Raw genomic sequence first — 17,332 nt, 5'->3', positions numbered from 1 at the left:
GAACGAGGTCGACAAGGGCGGCCACTTCGCCGCCTGGGAGCAGCCGGAGCTGCTGTCCCGGGAGATCCGCACGGCGTTCCGGTCACTGCGCTAGCGGCTCGCCCGACGCGGCGCGCACGAGGCTTGCAGGTGGGGACCGATGGTGTGGCGAGCTGAATGCGCAGCAGACCGTCTCCGCATTCGGGCGCTCACGTGCGCCAGTGTTCGGCACACCGGTTCGGCGGGTGACGGAATCCCGAACGTGGGCCGCCACCCGCCGGAATCCCCGGCTCGCCTTCCTGCGGAGGATTGGCCCGTCACGCGGTCCCGACATCGCCGACGGCTACCGCCGCACCGGCCTCGTGCGGCACCCTGGTCAGAGGTCGCGAGCGTGTGGCTGAGCCGGAGCGGAACGCAGGGTTACGCCGCCGAAATGACTCATAGGGGTCCTCCGGACTCTCGGACTGCTGGGCCGCCGAGTCCCGACCACCCGGATCGCCGACCTCGTCCAGGCCTTTCCCGCCCTGCACCTGACCTGACGGAACGAGAACCAAGGAGGCGCGGTCCTGCCAGGCCGGGAGATCGGCGGTTGCCTCTTCTTTGACACGTGTACTGCGACCGCCTACCTTGTAGACGACCGGTCGGTCATGTGGTGGTCGGAGATGGCGGGCCGAACAGGCGCGCAGGCGGCGTGCGTGCTTACCGTGGCACTGCCGCCGCTTCACTCCCGCCGATCCAGTCGACCCGTCCGGCCGACATCGACCACGCCGTGGTGACCATTGGAGTTCCCGTGCACACATCCTCAGCACCCGCGTCCGTGACCACCGTCGACTTCTGGTTCGACCCCGTGTGCCCCTGGACCTGGCTGACCTCCCGCTGGATGTTCGAAGTCGTCAAGGCTCGACCCGTCGAGGTGTCCTGGCACGTCATGAGTCTGTCCGTCCTGAACGAGAACCGCCTGGACGAGCTGCCCGAACGCATCCGCACGTTGATGGGGGAGGCGTGGGCACCGGTGCGCGTACTGACCGCCGCACGCCTCATTCATGGTCCCGAGGTGCTCGAACCCCTCTACACCGCTCTCGGAACCCGCTACCACCTTGAGCAGCAGCCCAAGAACCGGACGACTCTGGAAGCCGCCCTGAGGGAGGCCGGGCTCCCGGCGGACCTGGCCGACGCCGGCGAGACCGACCGTTACGACGAGGAGTTGCGGGCATCCCACCACAGGGGCATCACCTTGGTCGGCCAGGACGTCGGCAGCCCGATCATCGCTGTCCCCGGTCCGCACGCGGGCAGCGCCCCCACCGCCTTCTTCGGCCCCGTCGTCAATCCCACTCCGAAGGGGGAGGACGCCGCCCGGCTGTGGGACGGCGTGCTCACCGTGGCCTCCATGCCGGGCTTCTACGAGATCAAACGCACCCGCACCAGCGGCCCCGATTTCAGCTGAACCGCGCACAATCCCGCCGGCACCGGGACGGGGTCTAGCCGAGGGGCGCGCCGACGGTGACGCCAGCCGCGCCATGGTCGCTCTGCGGCGCGCCTGAGGTGTGTGGCGCCCAAGGTGACGGCCGCACCGTACAGCCGCCCGAGTCCGCGGATCCCATGGGCCGCCCGGACCCGAGATCATTGCGCTTGATCCCGAGCTCTTCCACACCGACCGAGTGACTGGGCGAGTCGGGGCGAGGATTTCTCAACGAGGTCGCCACGAACCCGAGCGGGACGGACGGACGGGCCGAGGAGCATCGCCCGCGGGGATCGAGATCATACGATCGCCCCCGTACGTGTCGCACGCCGCGCCGTGCCTCTCCGGAGCTCGCTCGGCGATCAGCCCATCGCCGTTGTACGGGCGCCGAGCTGCAGGAAACGTGCGGGACGAGTCGGCGTGATCCGGTCCGACGTGACGGGCCCCGTCCTCGGGCTCGCTCGGGCGGACCGGAACGGTCGGGTACGGGGGGATGGCACGCCGCCGGAGACGCGTGCCGGCCGCCCCTACCGGGCTGAGTCGCACGGTCGGGTCCCGTCCTGCCGACCCCCGGAGGTTTCCGCAGGACGGGACCCGTGCGATGTCAAGGGCGAAGAGGGTGGAGGACCGCGTGTCTCACGCCTGTGCGAGCGCGGTCCGCAGCGCCAGCGGGGTGGCGGCCGCCCAGGCCTGCGGTGAGCAGGAGTGGGGATAGGGGACCGGCCCCGAGGTGGCCGAGCGGTCGTAGCCCGCGAGGACCTCGGGCAGGCGGTACTCGTGCCGGACCGCCGCCGCGACGAGCCCCTCCGTGAGCGTGCGCAACTCGCCGGTGAGGCCCTGCCGGGCCAGACCGAGGGCGATGACGGCGTTGTCGTGGGGCCACGCGCTGCCCCGGTGGTAGGACAGCGGGTGGTACGGGCGCTGACCGGCGGCGAGGGTGCGGACGGCCCAGCCGGAGAAGAAGTCCGGCTCCAGCAGCCGACGCCCCACGCGGCGCGCCTTCTCCGGGTCGAGAATGCCCGACCAGAGCAGGTGTCCCGCGTCGGAGGCCAGCGCGTCCACCTGGCGGCCGGCACCGTCCAGCGCGAGGGCCGGGAAATCGGCCTCCGGCATCCAGAAGTCCGCCGCGAAGCGGTCCCGCAGCCGGGCCGCGGTGTCGCGGAGCCGACGCGCGTACGCCTCGTCCCGCCAGACGCCCTGGGCGAGTTCGGCCGTGCGCAGGAGCGCGTCGTAGGCGTATCCCTGTGCCTCGGAGACCGCGATGGGCCCCTCGGCCTGGGTGCCGTCGCCGAAACAGATGGCGCCCGCGGAGTCCTTCCAGTTCTGGTTGACCAGCCCGCCGGGATCGGGGCTGTAGACGAGGTAGCCGTGCTCGTCCAGGCCGCCGTCGGTGAGCATCCAGTCGACGGCGCGCCGGGCGTGTGTCTCCAGGCGGGTCGCGAGCGAGGGGTCGCGGGTCGTCTCGTGGTGGGCGTGGAGCAGGACCAGGAAGAGCGGGGTGGCGTCGACGGCGCCGTAGTACCGGCCGTAGGGAACCTGCCGGAAATGGGCGAGTTCGCCGTGCCGGGTCTCGTGGACGATGCGTCCGGGCTGCTCGCCGCTGAAGGCGTCGTGGCGTTCGCCCTGGGTGGCGGCGAGCGCGCTCAGGACGGCGGCCGCCGTCGCGGGCCGGTACGGCAGCAAGAAGTAGGACGTCAGCAGTGAGTCGCGGCCGAAAAGGGTGAGGAACCACGGGATGCCGGCGGCGGGGACACGTACGTCCTCGCCGTCCACGCCGGTGACCGGGATGGTCAGCAGGTCGATGTCGGCCAGGCCGCGCGCGCAGGCGAGGGCCAGGTCGTCCGATGCCTCCGCCTTCGCCAACGCCCGTGATCGCGGGGCCTGTTCGGCGGTGCCGGTGTGCGGCGGCCGGCCGTGGGGCCGGGCGTGGACGGTCAGGTGCAGGTCGGCCGAGCCGTGGGCGTCGAGAGGTACGTGCCAGCTCAGTGTGCGGGCGGTGGCCCGGGTACCGGACCGGGCGGAGGCGACCGTGTCCGGGGCGGGACGGCAGACGAGGTCGGTGTGGGCGTGCCAGTCCGCTCTGCGGTAGGAGAGTCGCAGCCCGTCGGGGGTGGCGCGGATCTCGCGTTCGGCCCCTGGTTTGTCGTACCGGCGGTCGTCGGCCCGGAGTTCGAAGAGGTCGGCGAAGTCCACGTCGACGGTGAGGTCGACGCGGGCGGTCACCGGGCCGGGGCGGTTGCTGACGAGTCGCAGGTGCTCGGTGAACGTGCCCGCGGTGACGCTCTGCCGCCGGAACACGCTGTAGGCGGGCGGGTTGTCCCGGGTGCCTTCCGGGGTCAGCACGCAGGAGGCCGTGTCGTCTGTCTCCGCGGTGGCCGCTACCAGGGCGACGGGGTCGGTTCCGTCGACGGTGAGCTGCCAGCGGCTGAGGTGCCGGGCGTCCTGGACGAACAGTCCGTCGGGGGCGGTGCCGAGGCTGCCGGTGATCGCCCCGTCGGTCGTCAGACGGGCGAACGTGGCGTCCCGGACCAGCTGGATGCGGGTGTCGGCGGTCATGGTCGGAGCTCCTCGTTTCCGGCGCGGATCAGGTCCAGCGCGAGGGCGGCGGTCCAGGAGAAGTGCCGGGTGCCGCGGCCCGCGCCGGTGTCCGGATCGATGTACTCGGCGAACCCGGAGCGCTTCGCCTGGTCGAGGAAGCCCTCGCGGATCCGCTCGGCGTCCTGCTGGAGGCCGTGGGTGCGCAGCCCCCGGTGGATCAGCCAGGCGGTGTTGAACCAGGCCGGACCACGCCAGTAGCGGTGCTTGTCGAAGGCGTGGCCGGTCAGGTCGTAGCTGGGGACGAGTTCCGTGGCCGGGGCCCTGAAGTGGGGACCGAGGAGGGTGGCACGCAGGCGCCGGACCAGGCCTGCGGGCAGGTGGGGGACGAGCAGGGGGACCAGTCCGCTGACGCTGCGTTCGTCGACCAGGGTGTCGTCGTAGAGGTCGCGCACCCGGAACAGACCCGCCTCCTCGTCCCAGAGCCGTTCCACCAGCGTGCGTGTGAGTCGGTCGGCCCGCCGGGTGTGCTGCTCCTCGGGCCGGCCCAACTCGCGGGACACCGCGGCCAGGGCCAGTTCGCTCGTGATCAGCAGGGCGTTGAAGGACGGGTCCTCCATGGCGAAGCGGTGCCGCACGGCCCGGTCGTCGTAGCCGGCTTCGCGGTAGTCGGCGGCCAGCCGGACGTAGCGGCCGTAGTCCAGGTCGGTGGGCCGGTCGGCGGGGTGTCCGTGGTCGAGGTCGGCGCGCCGGAACGTGTCGGGAGCGGCGGGTTCGACACGAGTGAGGGCCCGGTCCCAGCAGGGACTGTTGTCCATGCCGGGTTCCCACGGGTGGACGACGGCGGCAAGTCCCTGGCCACCGAGGTCGCGGCGGGTCAGGAGATAGTCGTGCCAGGCGGTGAGGCGGGGGTGGACGCGGGCGAGGAAGCCCCTGCGGCGGGACTCTTCCGGATCGGCCAGGTGTACGAGCCAGGCCGCCAGGGCGTGCACCGGCGGCTGGACGATGCCCGAGGTCTGCGGGGCCGGCGGGGCGCCTGCTGCCCGGCCGGCCCGGGAGGACTGCCAGAAGTCGGGGCTGGGGAAGTACGCGTCGGCGGCCACCGCGGGGTTGAAGACGATGTGCGGGATGCGTCCGTCGGCCCACTGCGCGGCCAGCAGCGACTCCAGTTCCCGCTGGGCGCGGCGCGCGGACAGGTGGCGCTGTCCGATGGCGATGAACGCCGAGTCCCAGCTCCACTGGTGGGGGTAGAGGGTGCGGGACGGAACGGTGGAGGTGCCGGTCCAGTTGTCGATGAGGACCCGCGCCGCGCCACGCCGCAGGGTCAGGTCTGCGGGCGTGGCGGGCGCGGGCCGGTCCAGAAGGCCCTCGAGCGAATTCACGCGCCGGACCTCTTGAGGAAGTCGGGGACGGAGCGGACTGCTTCGAGGGGGTCACCGGTCAGGCGGCACTCGAGGGCGAGGTGGCCGTCGTAGCCGATGGTGTGCAGGGCGCCGAGCCAGGCGGGCCAGTCGAGGTGCCCGGCGCCGGGCTGGAAGCGGTTGGAGTCGGAGACCTGGGCGTGGCCGATGACGTCCGCGTGGGCGAGGATCGCGGCGGCGGGGTCGGTCTCCTCGATGTTCATGTGGTAGCTGTCGATGCCGATGCGGACCGAGTCCAGGCCGACGGCGCGGATCAGGTCCGCGGCTTGCTCGAGCCGGTTGACCATGTGGTCCTCGTAGCGGTTCAGCGGCTCCAGGAAGAGGGTGACACCCTCCTTGCGGGCGTGCTCACCCAGCTCCGTCAGCCCGGCCAGGAGCACCTCGCGGTCCTCCTCCTCGGTGCGCGGCGGCTCGAAGGGCGGCAGCCGACGGGAGAACATGCCGTAGGAGGCGGGGGTCTGGGCGCCCACGCCGCCGATCTCGGCGATCACGGTGAGCTGGGACTTCATCTGCGCGACGGCGTCGCGGCGCAGCTCGTCGTCGAAGGCGCCGAGGAAGTGCAGCATGTCGACGCAGACGGTCGGCATGACCACGCCGTCCTTGCGGGCCTGCCGGAGTTCGTCGAGGCGGGAGGCGAAGTGGAAGTCGCCCTTGGCGCGCAGTTCGACGGCGTCGTAGCCGGCCTGCTGGGCGAAATCCCACTTGGCCTGAAGGGTGTCTCCGGGCAGGAGCTGTTCCTGGACCGCGGTCTTGAGCATGAGGGGGCCTTTCGGAGGATCCGGTCTCAGAATTCCAGGACGACCTGGAGCGCCTCGGCGGGACGTTCGTCCAGCAGTACGTAGGCGTCGGCGGCGTCGGCGGCCGGGACGACGTGGCTCACCAGGGCCGCCACGTCGACCTGTCCCTCGGCGACCAGGCGCAGGAAGGTCTGCTGGAGGCGTTCGACCGTCCAGCGGTTGGACAACTGCGGGGGAACGCCGCCGATCTGGGAGCAGATCAGCTGGACGCGGTTGTGGTGGAACTCGTCGCCCAGGCGCAGGCCGATGCCGTCGCCCTGGTAGAAGCCGGACGCCACCACGCGGCCGCCGGCGGCCACCGAGCGCAGGGCCTCGTGCAGGGCGGGGTAGGCGCCGCTGATCTCGATCGCGAGGTCGGCTCCGAGCCCGGCGGTGGCCTCGCGGACGCGCTCGGCGACGGCGTCGGTGCGGGCGTTGAGGGTGTGGTGGGCGCCGTAGCGCCTGGCGGTCTCCAGGCGGCCGTCGAGGGCGTCGACCGCGGTGACGCGGGCTCCGTTGAGCTGGGCGAGGCGGGTGGTGAGCAGGCCGATGACGCCCTGCCCGAACACCGCGACGTCCTCGCCGACGTGGATGTCGCCGGCCAGCACGGCGTTGTACGCGATGGCGCCGACCCGGGCGAAGGCTCCGGCCAGTGGCTCCAGTCCGGCGGGCAGGGTGTGACCGATCATGCGCTCGGCCGGGACGATGCCCTCGCTGCGGTGGCCCCAGATGCCCCAGACCAGGTCGCCGGGGACGGGCATGCCCGGGGTGCCCACCAGCTCGGGAGACACCTCGACGACCTCGCCGACCTCCGAGTAGCCCCAGCCGGCCACCGGGTACTCGATGCCCGGCGCGCCGTCGCGGAAGAGTCGCGCCTCGGGGTCCCAGGTCCGGGTCAGGTAGGGGTTGGTGCCGCGGTAGGCGGTGAGTTCGGTGCCCGCCGAGATTCCGGAGTAGCGGGTGCGGACTCGCAGATGGCCGGGCGGCAGTTCGGCGCTGAGGTGCTCGGCTACCTCCACCTGACGGGGGCCGGTGAATTGGACGACGCGTTCCACGGGGGCTCCGGAGGGGTTGCGAATGGGGTTGTGGCGACAATATCTCGAAGTTATGTCTTGTCAACACGCAAAACAGATGCTGTGATGCGTTCCAGGTTGACATAAGTCGGAACGAGGAAACGTGATGGGCATCAAGACCCTGAGGTCGAGGACGACCACGGTCGGCATCACAGCAGCCCTGGGAATCGGGCTGCTGTCGGGCTGCGCGGGCAGTACCGGGCCCGGCAAGCCGGACCGTGAGATCACGGTCTGGTCCCAGGAGAACCTCCCCGACCGGGTCGCCGCGACGCAGAAGGTCATCGGCGGGTTCGAGAAGAAGACCGGGATCAAGGTGCGCCTCGTGGGGGTCGACGAGGCGCAGATGCCGCAGCTGATCATGTCGGCGGCGGCCTCCGGGAAGCTGCCCGACGTCATCGGCGCGGCCCCGATGGGCCAGGTCTGGCAGATGTACAGCAACGGCCTGCTGAACACCGACATCCCGAAGCGGATCGTCGACGAACTGGGACGGGACACCTTCAACGCCAACGCGCTGGAGCTGACCTCCGACGGCTCCACCAGCCTCGGCGTGCCCTCCGACGCCTGGCTCCAGCTGCTGGTCTACCGCAAGGACCAGCTGGAGAAGAAGGGCCTGGCGGCCCCCGACACCTATGCCAGGACCCTGGCCGCCGCCAAGGCGCTCACCACCAAGGGCCACGACGGCATCTCGGCGGCCACCGACCCCAGCGACGCCTTCACCTCGCAGAGCTTCGAGAGCATCGCCCTGGCCAACGACTGCCAACTGGTCGACGACCGGCACGAGGTCGCCCTCGACTCCCCGCAGTGCCAGACCGCGTTCAAGACCTACGATCAGCTCACGCGCGCCTACGGCGCTCCCGGCACCCAGACGGTGGACTCCACCCGCGCCACCTACTTCTCCGGCCAGTCCTCGATGGTCATCTGGTCCTCGTTCCTGCTGGACGAGCTCGCCGGACTGCGCAAGGACGCCCTGCCCAGCTGTCCCGAGTGCAAGAAGGACCCGCGCTACCTGTCGGACCACAGCGGCATCGTCACCGCGATGCGGGGGCCCGACGCGAAGGACGCCGCCCAGTTCGGTGAGATCACCTCCTGGGTGACCACCAAGACGGCCGAGACCGCGGCGTCGCGGGAGTTCATCGAGTACATGATGGGCACCGGCTACGAGTCCTGGTTCGGCCTGGCACCCGAGGGCAAGATCCCGGTCCGCAAGGGCACCGCCGCCGAACCCGGACGCTACCTCGACGCGTGGCGCCACAGCGACATCGGCGTCGACACCCGCAAGCCCCTCGACGAGGTCTTCCCCAAGAGCCTGCTGGACCAGCTCGCCGACGGCGTCAGCAACATGCGGCGCTGGGGCATCACCCAGGGCGAGGGCGCCCTGGTGGGCGCCACCAACGGCGAACTGCCCGTGCCCAAGGCCATCGGAGCCATGTCCGGCGGTCAGACCTCTCCCTCGGAGGCCGCGCACGAGGCCGACGAGGAGGTCACCGCCCTGAAGAAGTCCCTGCAGTAGCCGCCCACCCGCACCCCACGAAGGTCCCTCCCTCATGACTACAGCCCCAGCCGGCGCGCCGCAGCGCCGGGACACCGACACCCGGTCGTCGGCCCGGCCCGCCACACCGGTCCGGCGTCCGATGACCGCCAGCCGACGCGAGAACCGTGCGGGCCTCGCGTTCGTTTCCCCCACCTTCCTCGTGGTCCTCGTGGTGGTCGTCCTGCCCATCGCCTGGACCGTGCTGCTCGCCTTCCAGAAGGCCAAGCTCGTCGACATCCAGGGCATGGGCCTGTTCGGCCACTGGTCGTTGGACAACTTCACCCAGGTCTTCGACTCGGCCGGCTTCTGGTCCAGCCTCTCCACCACACTGCTGTACACGGCCGGGGCCACCTTCGGCTCCATCGGCCTGGGCTTGATCGCCGCGCTCGCGCTGCGCAAGCCCTTCCGGGGACGGGGACTGGTGCGCGCGGCGATGCTGCTGCCCTACTGCGCACCCGTCGTCGCCGTCGCCTTCGTCTGGGAGGTCGCGCTCAGCCCGCAGTACGGCATCGTCAACGACTGGGGACGGCGGCTGTTCGGCTGGGACGACCCCATCGCGTTCCTGTCCACCCGCGCGTACGAAGTGCATTTGCTGGGCCTGCACTTCGACATCCCGCTGGCCCTCCTGACCGTCGTCGCCTTCGAGACCTGGCGCTACTTCCCGTTCGCCTTCCTCTTCATCCTCGCCCGCCTCCAGGCGGTGCCCGACGGGCTGGAGGAGGCCGCGCTGGTCGACGGGGCCACCCCCACCCAGCGCTTCCGGCACATCCTGCTGCCCCAACTGATGCCCGTCATCGCCCTGCTGTCCGTGCTGCGGTTCATCCTGACCTTCAACAAGTTCGACGACGTCTACCTGCTGACCGGAGGCGGAGCCGGCACCGACGTCGCCGCCGTGCGTGTCTACGACTTCCTCACCGCCCGCTACGACGTGGGAGCCGCGGCAGCCCAGGCACTCGTCCTGGCCGCCTGCCTGGTGATCCTGCTGGGCCTCTACTTCAAGTTCTTCGGCAACAAGGTCCAGGAGGAAGCGTGACCCGCAAGACGGCCCTGACCCGGGCCCAGTTCGAGGATCGGTTCTTCGGCGTCCTGCGCTGGTTCGTCATCGCGTTCCTGGTGCTGATCACCGTCCTGCCCTTCTACTACATGGTGCTGCTGTCGCTGAAGCCCATCGACGCGCTCCTGCTCGACCCCGGCTCCCTGTGGGTGTCCGCCAAGGACTTCACCCTGACCACCTACCGGGACGTCCTGCGCTCCACCGACGCCGGCGGACAGGGATTCCTGAACTTCCTGCTCAACTCCGCTCTGGTGTCGCTGGGCACCGTGCTCCTGACCCTCGTGGCCGCCGTGCCAGGCGCCTACGCCGTCAGCCGGCTGAAGTTCTTCGGCCACCGCCACATCAGCGCGCTCTTCCTCGCCGTGTACCTCTTCCCCACGACGCTGCTGGCCGTCCCGCTGTTCGTCATCTTCGCCAAGATCGGACTGTCCTCCAGCCTGGTCGGCCTCGCCATCGTCTACGTCGCCCAGACCGTGCCCGTGACGATCTACATGCTGAAGAACTACCTCGTCACCATCCCCGCCTCCATCGAGGAGGCGGCGGCGCTCGACGGAGCCTCACGGATCCAGACCATGCGCAAGGTGATCCTGCCGCTCGCCCTGCCGTCCCTGATGGCGACCGGCCTGTACGTCTTCATGATCGCGTGGAACGAGTTCCTCTTCGCTCTCCTCTTCCTCGCCGCCGACCCCGACAAGTGGACCGTCTCCCTCGGACTCGCCCAGCTGTCCAACGGCATCGAGGTGCCCAAGACGGTCCTCATGGCCGGCTCCGTGGTGCTGACCATCCCCGTGGTACTTCTGTTCTTCGCCGCCGAACGCCTCCTCACCGAAGGCCTGACCAGCGGCGCCGACAAGAGCTGAACTGTGAGGGAGACCCGATGACGTCAAACCAGGTCAGCGCCGGCGAGTTGCTCCAACTCATCCGCGGCGGCCGCGCCAACACCCGCGCCGACCTCCAACGCGCCACCGGGCTCTCCCGCTCCACCGTCGGGCAGCGACTCGACCTGCTCAACCGCGCCGGCTGGCTGCGCCACACGACCGGCACCTCCACGGGCGGCCGCCCGTGCGAACAGATCGAGTTCGACCCCGGCCACGCCTCGGTCATCGCGGTGGACCTGGAGACCCGGCACGCCCGCGTCGCCGTACTCGATCTCGCGGGAACCGTCCTGGCCGAGCACACCGGAGAACTCGACATCGCCGAAGGTCCCGATCAGGTTCTCGACCAGGTGGCCGGCTGGCTGCCCGACCTGATCGGGGCGGCCGGTGTCACCCCGGCCGCCATCTGCGGCATCGGTCTGTCCGTGCCCGGGCCCGTCCACTGGGAGGTGGGCCGGGTCGTCCAGCCGCCGATCATGCCCGGCTGGGACCAGTACCCCATCCGGGAGCGCCTTCAGGAGGCCTACGCCCTGCACGTGGGCGACGGTGGCGAGCCCGGGCCCATTCCGGTCTTCGTCGACAACGACGCGAACCTCATGGCGCTGGCCGAGCAGCAGGCCAACTACCGCGACTGCGCCTCCTTCGTCCTCGTCAAGGTCTCCACCGGCATCGGCGCGGGTGTCGTGATCGGCGACGACGTCTACCGGGGCATCGACGGCGGAGCCGGAGACATCGGACACATCCGTCTGCATGATCACCCCGAGGCCCTGTGCATGTGCGGCTCGTACGGCTGTCTCGCCGCGGTGGCCAGCGGCAGGGCGCTGGCACGGACACTGGCCGAACTGGGCCTGCCGACCGCCTCCGGCTCCGACGTGCGCCGCCTGCTGGCCGAAGGTCACCCCGAGGCGATCCGTCTGGCCCAGAGGGCCGGGCAGCTGGTCGGCGCTGTGCTGGCGACCGTCGTCACCCTCCTCAACCCGGGCGTTCTGATGATCGCCGGCGATCTCGCCGGAGTTCCGTTCATCAGCGGCGTGCGCGAAGTCCTCTACCAACGGGCGATGCCGCGGACGACCGCGAATCTCACCATCGTCTCCTCGCGACTCGGCGACCGTGCGGGCCTGGCAGGCGCCGCCGCCATGGTCGTCAGGTTGCTCTACTCCTCCGACCACGCCGACGACCGTCTCAGCCGGCTGTCCCTGTGACCGTCGCGCCACCGAGAGCCAGAAGGAAGCAGCCGTGACCACCCATCCCTCCCCTTGGCCCCACCGACCCGTCGCGGTGGGGCTCGTAGGCGCCGGCCCGTGGGCACGGGCGATGCACGCCCGCGTCCTCGCCGCTGGTCCCGAGACGCAACTGACCGCCGTCTGGGCCCGTCGCACGGACGCGGCGCGGCAGACCGCGGCGCCCTACGCGGCCCATGTCGCGGCCGACTTCGACGAGTTGCTGGACCACTGTGAGGCCGTCGCCTTCGCGGTGCCGCCCGGCGTCCAGGCCGAACTGGCCCCCCTGGCCGCGAAGGCCGGCAAGGCCCTCCTCCTGGAAAAGCCTCTCGGTCCCGACCTGCGAGCCGCCCGGCGCGTGGCGGACGCCGTCGCCGAGGCGGGCGTGGTGTCCCAGTTCGTTCTCACGAAGCGGTATCACCCCACCACCCGTGCCTTCCTGGATGCCGCGCGTGCCCTCGAAGTCTCCGGGGCCCGCTCCTGTTACCTCCACGGCGCCTTCCTCGGCGGCGAGATGGCCACCGGCTGGCGCCTCGAACACGGCGCCCTGCTCGATCTCGGCCCGCACCTGATCGATCTGCTGGACACGGCGGTCGGCCCCATCGCCGGGATCCGGACCACCGGCGACCCGCGCCGATGGATCGAGCTGACCTGCGAACACGTCAACGGGGCCGTGAGCCAGGCGTCGCTGTCCGGCTCGGTCAACGTCCGACGAGCCATCACGCGGGTGGAACTCTTCGGTCCCGCCGAGCCCTTGGTCTACGACACGGCCGAGATCGATCACGAGGACTGCTGGCCCGTCCTGCGCCGGGAGTTCGCGACAGCCGTCCGCACCGGGACACCGGCCGAGCTGGACGCCCGGTACGGCCTGCGTCTACAGGGACTGCTGGACGCCATCGTGGTCGGCTGATCGTCCGGGCGCCGCGTCGTCCGCCGGCCGGGCGAGCCGCGGGCGCAGCCCCACGGGCAGCGCCGTGCGCGCCCGACCCACCGGGAGGGCGCGCCCAACCGTCTCTCTCACGCGGACACGGCGGCGACCGCAGGCCGACCCTGGTGGCGTGCCCCCAGGCCGGCACCGGCCCCTTCGTACTGCTGTGGCTGGCGAACCAGCGGCCGGTGATCTACGCCCGTACCGCGCTCGGGTTGCTGCTCACCAGTGGGGCAGGGCTCGCCTACATCTGCTGGGCGCCCCTCGAAAACCTCCCGGCGCAGGAAGGAAGCCTCTTCCGGGAGTACGTGGCGCTGCCGGGCGCTCTCACCGGCTGGTACCTGCTGACAGCCCTCGCCATGGTGACCGCGGTTCCGTCGCCCCGCGTACGTGTCGTCGTCATGACGGCAGGTCTGGGCGCCGTCGTCACCTCCGTCCTGACCTCCGCCGAACCCCTGGTCGCCGTCTCGTTCGCCGCAGGAGTACCCCTGCTGGCCCGGCTCGTCGCGAGCGGCCTCCCTGGGCAGGGAGCGCGGCGCCGGCCCGCCGACGCCTGGGATTCAGGGGCGAGTGGGCTCCCTCCGGACCCGCACCCCGGTCCGGGTTCCCGCCCGGGGGCCCTCGCCGTCGCGGCAGGCGGGCTGACGGCCATGCACCTCGACGCCGTGATCGAGGCGGCCGGATGGTGGCCGTATGCCGTGGTCTTCGTCCTGACAGCCGCCGAGACCAGTGCCTTCCTCGGACTGCTGGTGCCGGGGGAGACAGCCGTCCTGCTGGCGGCGGCCATCGCCGGCCAGGGCGACCTGGACGCCCCGTTGCTCGCGACCGTGGTGGTCGCGGGCGCCATCACCGGGGACAACCTCGGCTACGCCCTCGGCCGCCGGTGCGCGCGACGGCCCGGCCGCCGCTGGACGCCGAAGACGCCGGGGCGCCAACGTGCCGGCCGTCGACGACGGGGACGGGGACGCCCAGGACCGGGACGTCTCGCCTCCGCCGGGTGCACCCTGATGACTTCCGGTCGGCGGGACAGGCCCCCGCGTCGGGCCGCACGGGACCTGCGCGCCGACGGCATGGCGATTCCGGTGCAGCCGATGCTCAAGCCGGCCGTCGGCGGGGTGATGTTGCGCGCGGATCCGGTCGAGGGCCGCACCCACCGCATCCCGGCGAGCGCGCTCCGGGGCGGGCGTCCCCGGACCGCGCTCGATGGGCGGCAACATGCGCCGGGTGTGCGCTACCGACTGACGCGCCCGCCCGCCTGTCGCCGTTCCACGCCCGTCCCCGATGAGGACGCCCGCCTGACGAAGCCGCGCGACAGCCTCCACGGCGCCGTCCCTGTTCCCGCCGACGTGACGCGTCTGCGGGGTGCTTCGAGGACGCCGACGCCCTTCGGAGGAGCGCGGTCGGGCGGCGCTCAGCGGACGGGTCGGCTCCGGCGGGCCGGGCCACCAGTCCGCACGCCCGCAACGCACGTGCGAGAGGGGCGGAATCCGCCACCGGGCACCGGGCCATTCCGGAACCGTGGGACGAGGCCGCGGCAGGAGTCACTCCCGGTGCCGGGCCTGGGCAGGGGGCCGGCACCCGCAAGCGCTCGATGGGTCCGGGCGGGGATCTCCGCGCGCCTACCTCTCCGTGTGGCCGAGGAGCTTCTGCATCATCGGCACCATCAGGTGCTTGCTCTTCAGTTTCGAGGTCGCCCTGTTGCCGAGCACGAGGACGTCCCGGCCGAGCGCCGGCAGCAGGGTGGTGCCGCCCTCGGACCCGAAGGGCACGGAGAAGGCCCGCACCGGCGCCGGCTTGTACGGGCGTGACTTGTGCCCGTGCTTGTCGGGGTCGAGGTACGCGCGGATGTTGTGGGCCGTGGCCTCGCCCTGCGCGACGGCCGACGGGCTGAGCTTCGCCTCCGACACGTCGTTGACATCGCCGATCGCGAAGATGTCCCGCTGGCCGCGCACTCTCAGGTGGTCGTCCACCATGACGCGGCCGTTCCCGTCGAGCCAGGACCCCAGCCCCGCAAGCCGGAGCCAGAGGGTGTTGGGAGTGGTACCCGTGGTCCAGAAGACGACGTCAGCGTCGAGGGGACCACCCGCCTGGTCCCGCAGCCGGGCACCGACACCGCCCGCGGACGAGACGAAGGTGTTCAGCAGGACCCGCACATCGTGTCCCTCCAGCCAGGCCCGTGCTCGACGGCCCATCCGGCCGGTGCCGTTGTGGGAGAGCAGGTTCCGGCCGGAGTGGGCGAGGGTCACCGCGGCGCGAGGGTTCGCCTGGCGCAGTTCCGCCGCGAGTTCCACGCCGGAAGGGCCGCCCCCGATCACGAGCATGCTGCGAGCAGCCGCGGCCCGGTGCTGGTGGCTTCGGAAGGCTGCTGCCGCCTCGTCCACGGTGTTCCCGGTGAAGCGCGCCGGCTCCTGGTAGTCGGCGCCGGTCGCGAGCACCAGTACGTCGTACGGCACCCGGTGCCCGGAGGCGAGGACGACCTGCCGCCTGTCGGTCTCTATGCGCACGGCCTTGTTCATCACCACACGGCCGTTGGCCAGGAGCGAGTCGTAGGGGATGAAAGGGGCGTGCGTCCATTCTTCGTCGGTGCTCGCCCGCAGTGACGCGACCCGGTGGAAGAAGGCCTCCTTGAGGTCGATCAGTGTGACATCGGCGTCCGTGTCCAGTTCCCGTGCGAGGCGTACGCCGGCGTACCCCCCGCCGATGATGACGACTTGTCGCCTGTTCGAGGCCATGAGCAGCCCACAACTTTCCGTTCGTGCCGAGTGTTCCGGGTGGATCGGGGATGCGGCGCCACCACGAGGGGCACCATTCGTTGAACGCCCGGAGAGACCCGTTTGGTTCAGAGCGAGGTCTCGCTGCTACCGAACCTGCACGTACCCCCGCCGTCGTGAAGACGGCGTGTGCGTGTGCACGGCGGTCCGCGGCGACGGCACCCCCTCGGCGCGCACCGGGTGCCGCTGGCCCGGGCGGCATGACTGCCGCCCGACGCTCGCAGTGAGCGTCGGGCGGGCCTCGTCACGGGCCGTGCCGCGCACGACCGCGGACCTCGGTCCGACGACCGCTGAGGGACTCGTCAGTGAGTACGGGAACGGTGGGCGGATCTCACAGGGAGGCGGCCAGAGTGCAGGCCGCGGCCGTCGAGACCAGGAGGAACACCACGGGGGCCATCGCGGCGTTGCGGGACGAGCTGTCCGCGTAGTCGCCCCACTTCACGTGGTACGTGATCGCGCCGAGGAGCAGGACGACCATGCCGATGGCGGCGGCGATGCCAAGGGGCTGCCACCAGATCCCCACGGCCAGGCCCACCGCGGCGGCCACCTCGGCGAGGCCGATGAAGCGGACCAGGCCGGAGCTGAGCCCTTTCGCCACGAGGCCTTCGGGCACGTCGCCCTTGAGCTGTGCCTTCGGCGCGCCTGCGGCGAGGGAGAAGAGAGCGAGGAGAGCACTGAGGATGACAGCAGCGATGTACACGATGGTCCTTGTTCGAAGACTGGAGAGGTGATGTGGCCATGCGGCGCGCTCCGCAGTGGCAGGGACGTGAACCGTCCGGCACGTGGCCCTGACGGGGTGGCCGTCCGTGGCCCGGCGCGGGCGGGTGAGCGCGCCATGGTGGTCGGACGGCGTCCGAGCGGCGTCGGCGCGGTACCGCATGATGTGTGCCGTCGGGCGGGCGGAGAGGTGGGTGCGCCGTCCTGCCGCGCCGGCCACCACCGTCCGTCGAGCGGTCCGCGGAGTGCGTGGTGTCCGCTCGGCCGCGGTGGCGGAGGAGGGGCCGACCGGCCGGACCCGGCCGATCTGTGTATGCCGTCCGTGCGCCTGAGGCGGATCGTGCGTCGTGAGGAGGGAGCCCCTGACCGGTGCGAGGCTGCCATGCCGCGCACGGTGGATCCGTGCGCGACGCCATGAGGCAGGGACCGCTCCGGATGCGGCATCAGGTCACGAGGAACGAGGGGTGCCGGACGGCGGCCGAAGCGTTCCGGGCCTACGTGGAGCCGGGGGGTCCGCTCGCCTCGGGCGCGCGGACCCCCCGGCTCCCGCTCGCGGTGCCTGGGTGACCGTGAGGGGTGGACGGGGGCTACCGGTGGGCCCAGGGGACCACGGAGGCGAGCGGATACCGATGACGCTGGAGTGTCACCGCCGGCCGCGAGTGCGATGGCGTCGGCTCGTGTGCGGCGGTCGCCCGCGATGTTGCGGGTACTCCTGGTTCCGGCGGTACGTTACGCGGCGCGGAGCGGGGCGAGGGCGCGGCTCCAGGCCAGGACCTGGTCGAGGGTGGTGTTCAGTGCTTCGACCTGGAAGTCGCCGGGCTTGAGGACGCTGAAGTTCTCGAAGTCGTGGAAGAGCGAGAGGCCGACCTGGGCGCGTACGTCGGCCATCTGGAGTTCACCGGCGACGAGGCGCAGGTGCTCCACCGCCCGGGCGCCGCCCATGGCGCCGTAGCTGACGAAGCCGACGGCCTTGTTGTTCCACTCGGCGAAGAG

Annotated in this window: 13 protein-coding genes; 6 read left to right on the top strand and 7 right to left on the bottom strand. The window is 71.4% G+C overall.

Annotation, left to right across the window (positions count from 1 at the left end; translation table 11 throughout):
* Positions 1 to 769 precede the first annotated feature (769 nt).
* The gene (locus tag ACZ5Y0_RS36515; RefSeq protein ID WP_469132936.1) at positions 770 to 1,423 is read left to right on the top strand and encodes a DsbA family oxidoreductase; all 654 of its coding nucleotides are present in this window, start codon (positions 770 to 772) and stop codon (positions 1,421 to 1,423) included.
* Positions 1,424 to 2,074: 651 nt separating this feature from the next.
* Here ACZ5Y0_RS36515 and ACZ5Y0_RS36510 read toward each other — a convergent pair.
* Genes ACZ5Y0_RS36510 through ACZ5Y0_RS36495 form a run of 4 tightly spaced genes read right to left on the bottom strand, consistent with a single transcriptional unit; the run spans position 2,075 to position 7,225 of the window.
* A complete protein-coding gene (locus ACZ5Y0_RS36510; RefSeq protein WP_469132935.1) occupies positions 2,075 to 3,994 on the bottom strand; it encodes an amylo-alpha-1,6-glucosidase in 1,920 nt (639 codons plus the stop codon).
* Positions 3,991 to 5,355: an MGH1-like glycoside hydrolase domain-containing protein gene (locus tag ACZ5Y0_RS36505; protein WP_469132934.1), complete on the bottom strand. Its 1,365-nt coding sequence runs from the start codon at positions 5,353 to 5,355 to the stop codon at positions 3,991 to 3,993. Before ACZ5Y0_RS36505 ends, ACZ5Y0_RS36510 begins: the two co-directional genes overlap by 4 nt.
* The gene (locus ACZ5Y0_RS36500) at positions 5,352 to 6,152 is read right to left on the bottom strand and encodes a sugar phosphate isomerase/epimerase family protein (RefSeq protein WP_469132933.1); all 801 of its coding nucleotides are present in this window, start codon (positions 6,150 to 6,152) and stop codon (positions 5,352 to 5,354) included. Before ACZ5Y0_RS36500 ends, ACZ5Y0_RS36505 begins: the two co-directional genes overlap by 4 nt.
* A gap of 26 nt (positions 6,153 to 6,178) precedes the next feature.
* Positions 6,179 to 7,225, bottom strand: a complete 1,047-nt coding sequence (locus ACZ5Y0_RS36495; RefSeq protein ID WP_469132932.1) for a zinc-dependent alcohol dehydrogenase — start codon at positions 7,223 to 7,225, stop codon at positions 6,179 to 6,181.
* 124 nt (positions 7,226 to 7,349) lie between these two features.
* Here ACZ5Y0_RS36495 and ACZ5Y0_RS36490 point away from each other — a divergent pair, with 124 nt between their 5' ends.
* From ACZ5Y0_RS36490 to ACZ5Y0_RS36470, 5 genes are read left to right on the top strand one after another with little or no spacing between them, the layout of a single operon-like run.
* Positions 7,350 to 8,753: an ABC transporter substrate-binding protein gene (locus tag ACZ5Y0_RS36490; protein ID WP_469132931.1), complete on the top strand. Its 1,404-nt coding sequence runs from the start codon at positions 7,350 to 7,352 to the stop codon at positions 8,751 to 8,753.
* Between the two features lie 34 nt (positions 8,754 to 8,787).
* The gene (locus ACZ5Y0_RS36485; RefSeq protein WP_469132930.1) at positions 8,788 to 9,807 is read left to right on the top strand and encodes a carbohydrate ABC transporter permease; all 1,020 of its coding nucleotides are present in this window, start codon (positions 8,788 to 8,790) and stop codon (positions 9,805 to 9,807) included.
* Positions 9,804 to 10,688 carry a carbohydrate ABC transporter permease gene (locus tag ACZ5Y0_RS36480; protein ID WP_469132929.1) on the top strand — a complete coding sequence of 295 codons (885 nt, stop codon included), beginning with the start codon at positions 9,804 to 9,806 and terminating at the stop codon, positions 10,686 to 10,688. Before ACZ5Y0_RS36485 ends, ACZ5Y0_RS36480 begins: the two co-directional genes overlap by 4 nt.
* A gap of 17 nt (positions 10,689 to 10,705) precedes the next feature.
* A complete protein-coding gene (locus tag ACZ5Y0_RS36475) occupies positions 10,706 to 11,905 on the top strand; it encodes an ROK family protein (protein ID WP_469132928.1) in 1,200 nt (399 codons plus the stop codon).
* A gap of 34 nt (positions 11,906 to 11,939) precedes the next feature.
* Positions 11,940 to 12,833 (top strand): Gfo/Idh/MocA family protein, encoded by an 894-nt coding sequence (locus tag ACZ5Y0_RS36470; RefSeq protein ID WP_469132927.1) that lies wholly within the window; start codon positions 11,940 to 11,942, stop codon positions 12,831 to 12,833.
* 1,637 nt (positions 12,834 to 14,470) lie between these two features.
* On the opposite strand, the gene ACZ5Y0_RS36465 is transcribed toward ACZ5Y0_RS36470, so the two are convergent.
* The 3 genes from ACZ5Y0_RS36465 to ACZ5Y0_RS36455 form a co-directional block, all read right to left on the bottom strand.
* On the bottom strand, positions 14,471 to 15,583 hold the full coding sequence (locus tag ACZ5Y0_RS36465; RefSeq protein ID WP_469132926.1) for an NAD(P)/FAD-dependent oxidoreductase: 1,113 nt from the start codon (positions 15,581 to 15,583) through the stop codon (positions 14,471 to 14,473).
* Between the two features lie 370 nt (positions 15,584 to 15,953).
* Positions 15,954 to 16,322, bottom strand: coding sequence for a DoxX family protein (locus ACZ5Y0_RS36460; protein WP_469132925.1), 369 nt, complete (start codon positions 16,320 to 16,322; stop codon positions 15,954 to 15,956).
* Positions 16,323 to 17,068: 746 nt separating this feature from the next.
* Positions 17,069 to 17,332: NADPH-dependent FMN reductase (locus tag ACZ5Y0_RS36455; protein WP_469132924.1), on the bottom strand; the 264-nt coding region annotated here is incomplete at its 5' end.

The sequence above is a fragment of the Streptomyces sp. NPDC033216 genome (genome assembly GCF_055577115.1).
Note: the sequence above shows the minus strand (reverse complement) of the source record. Positions and strands in the feature narration are given on the sequence as shown.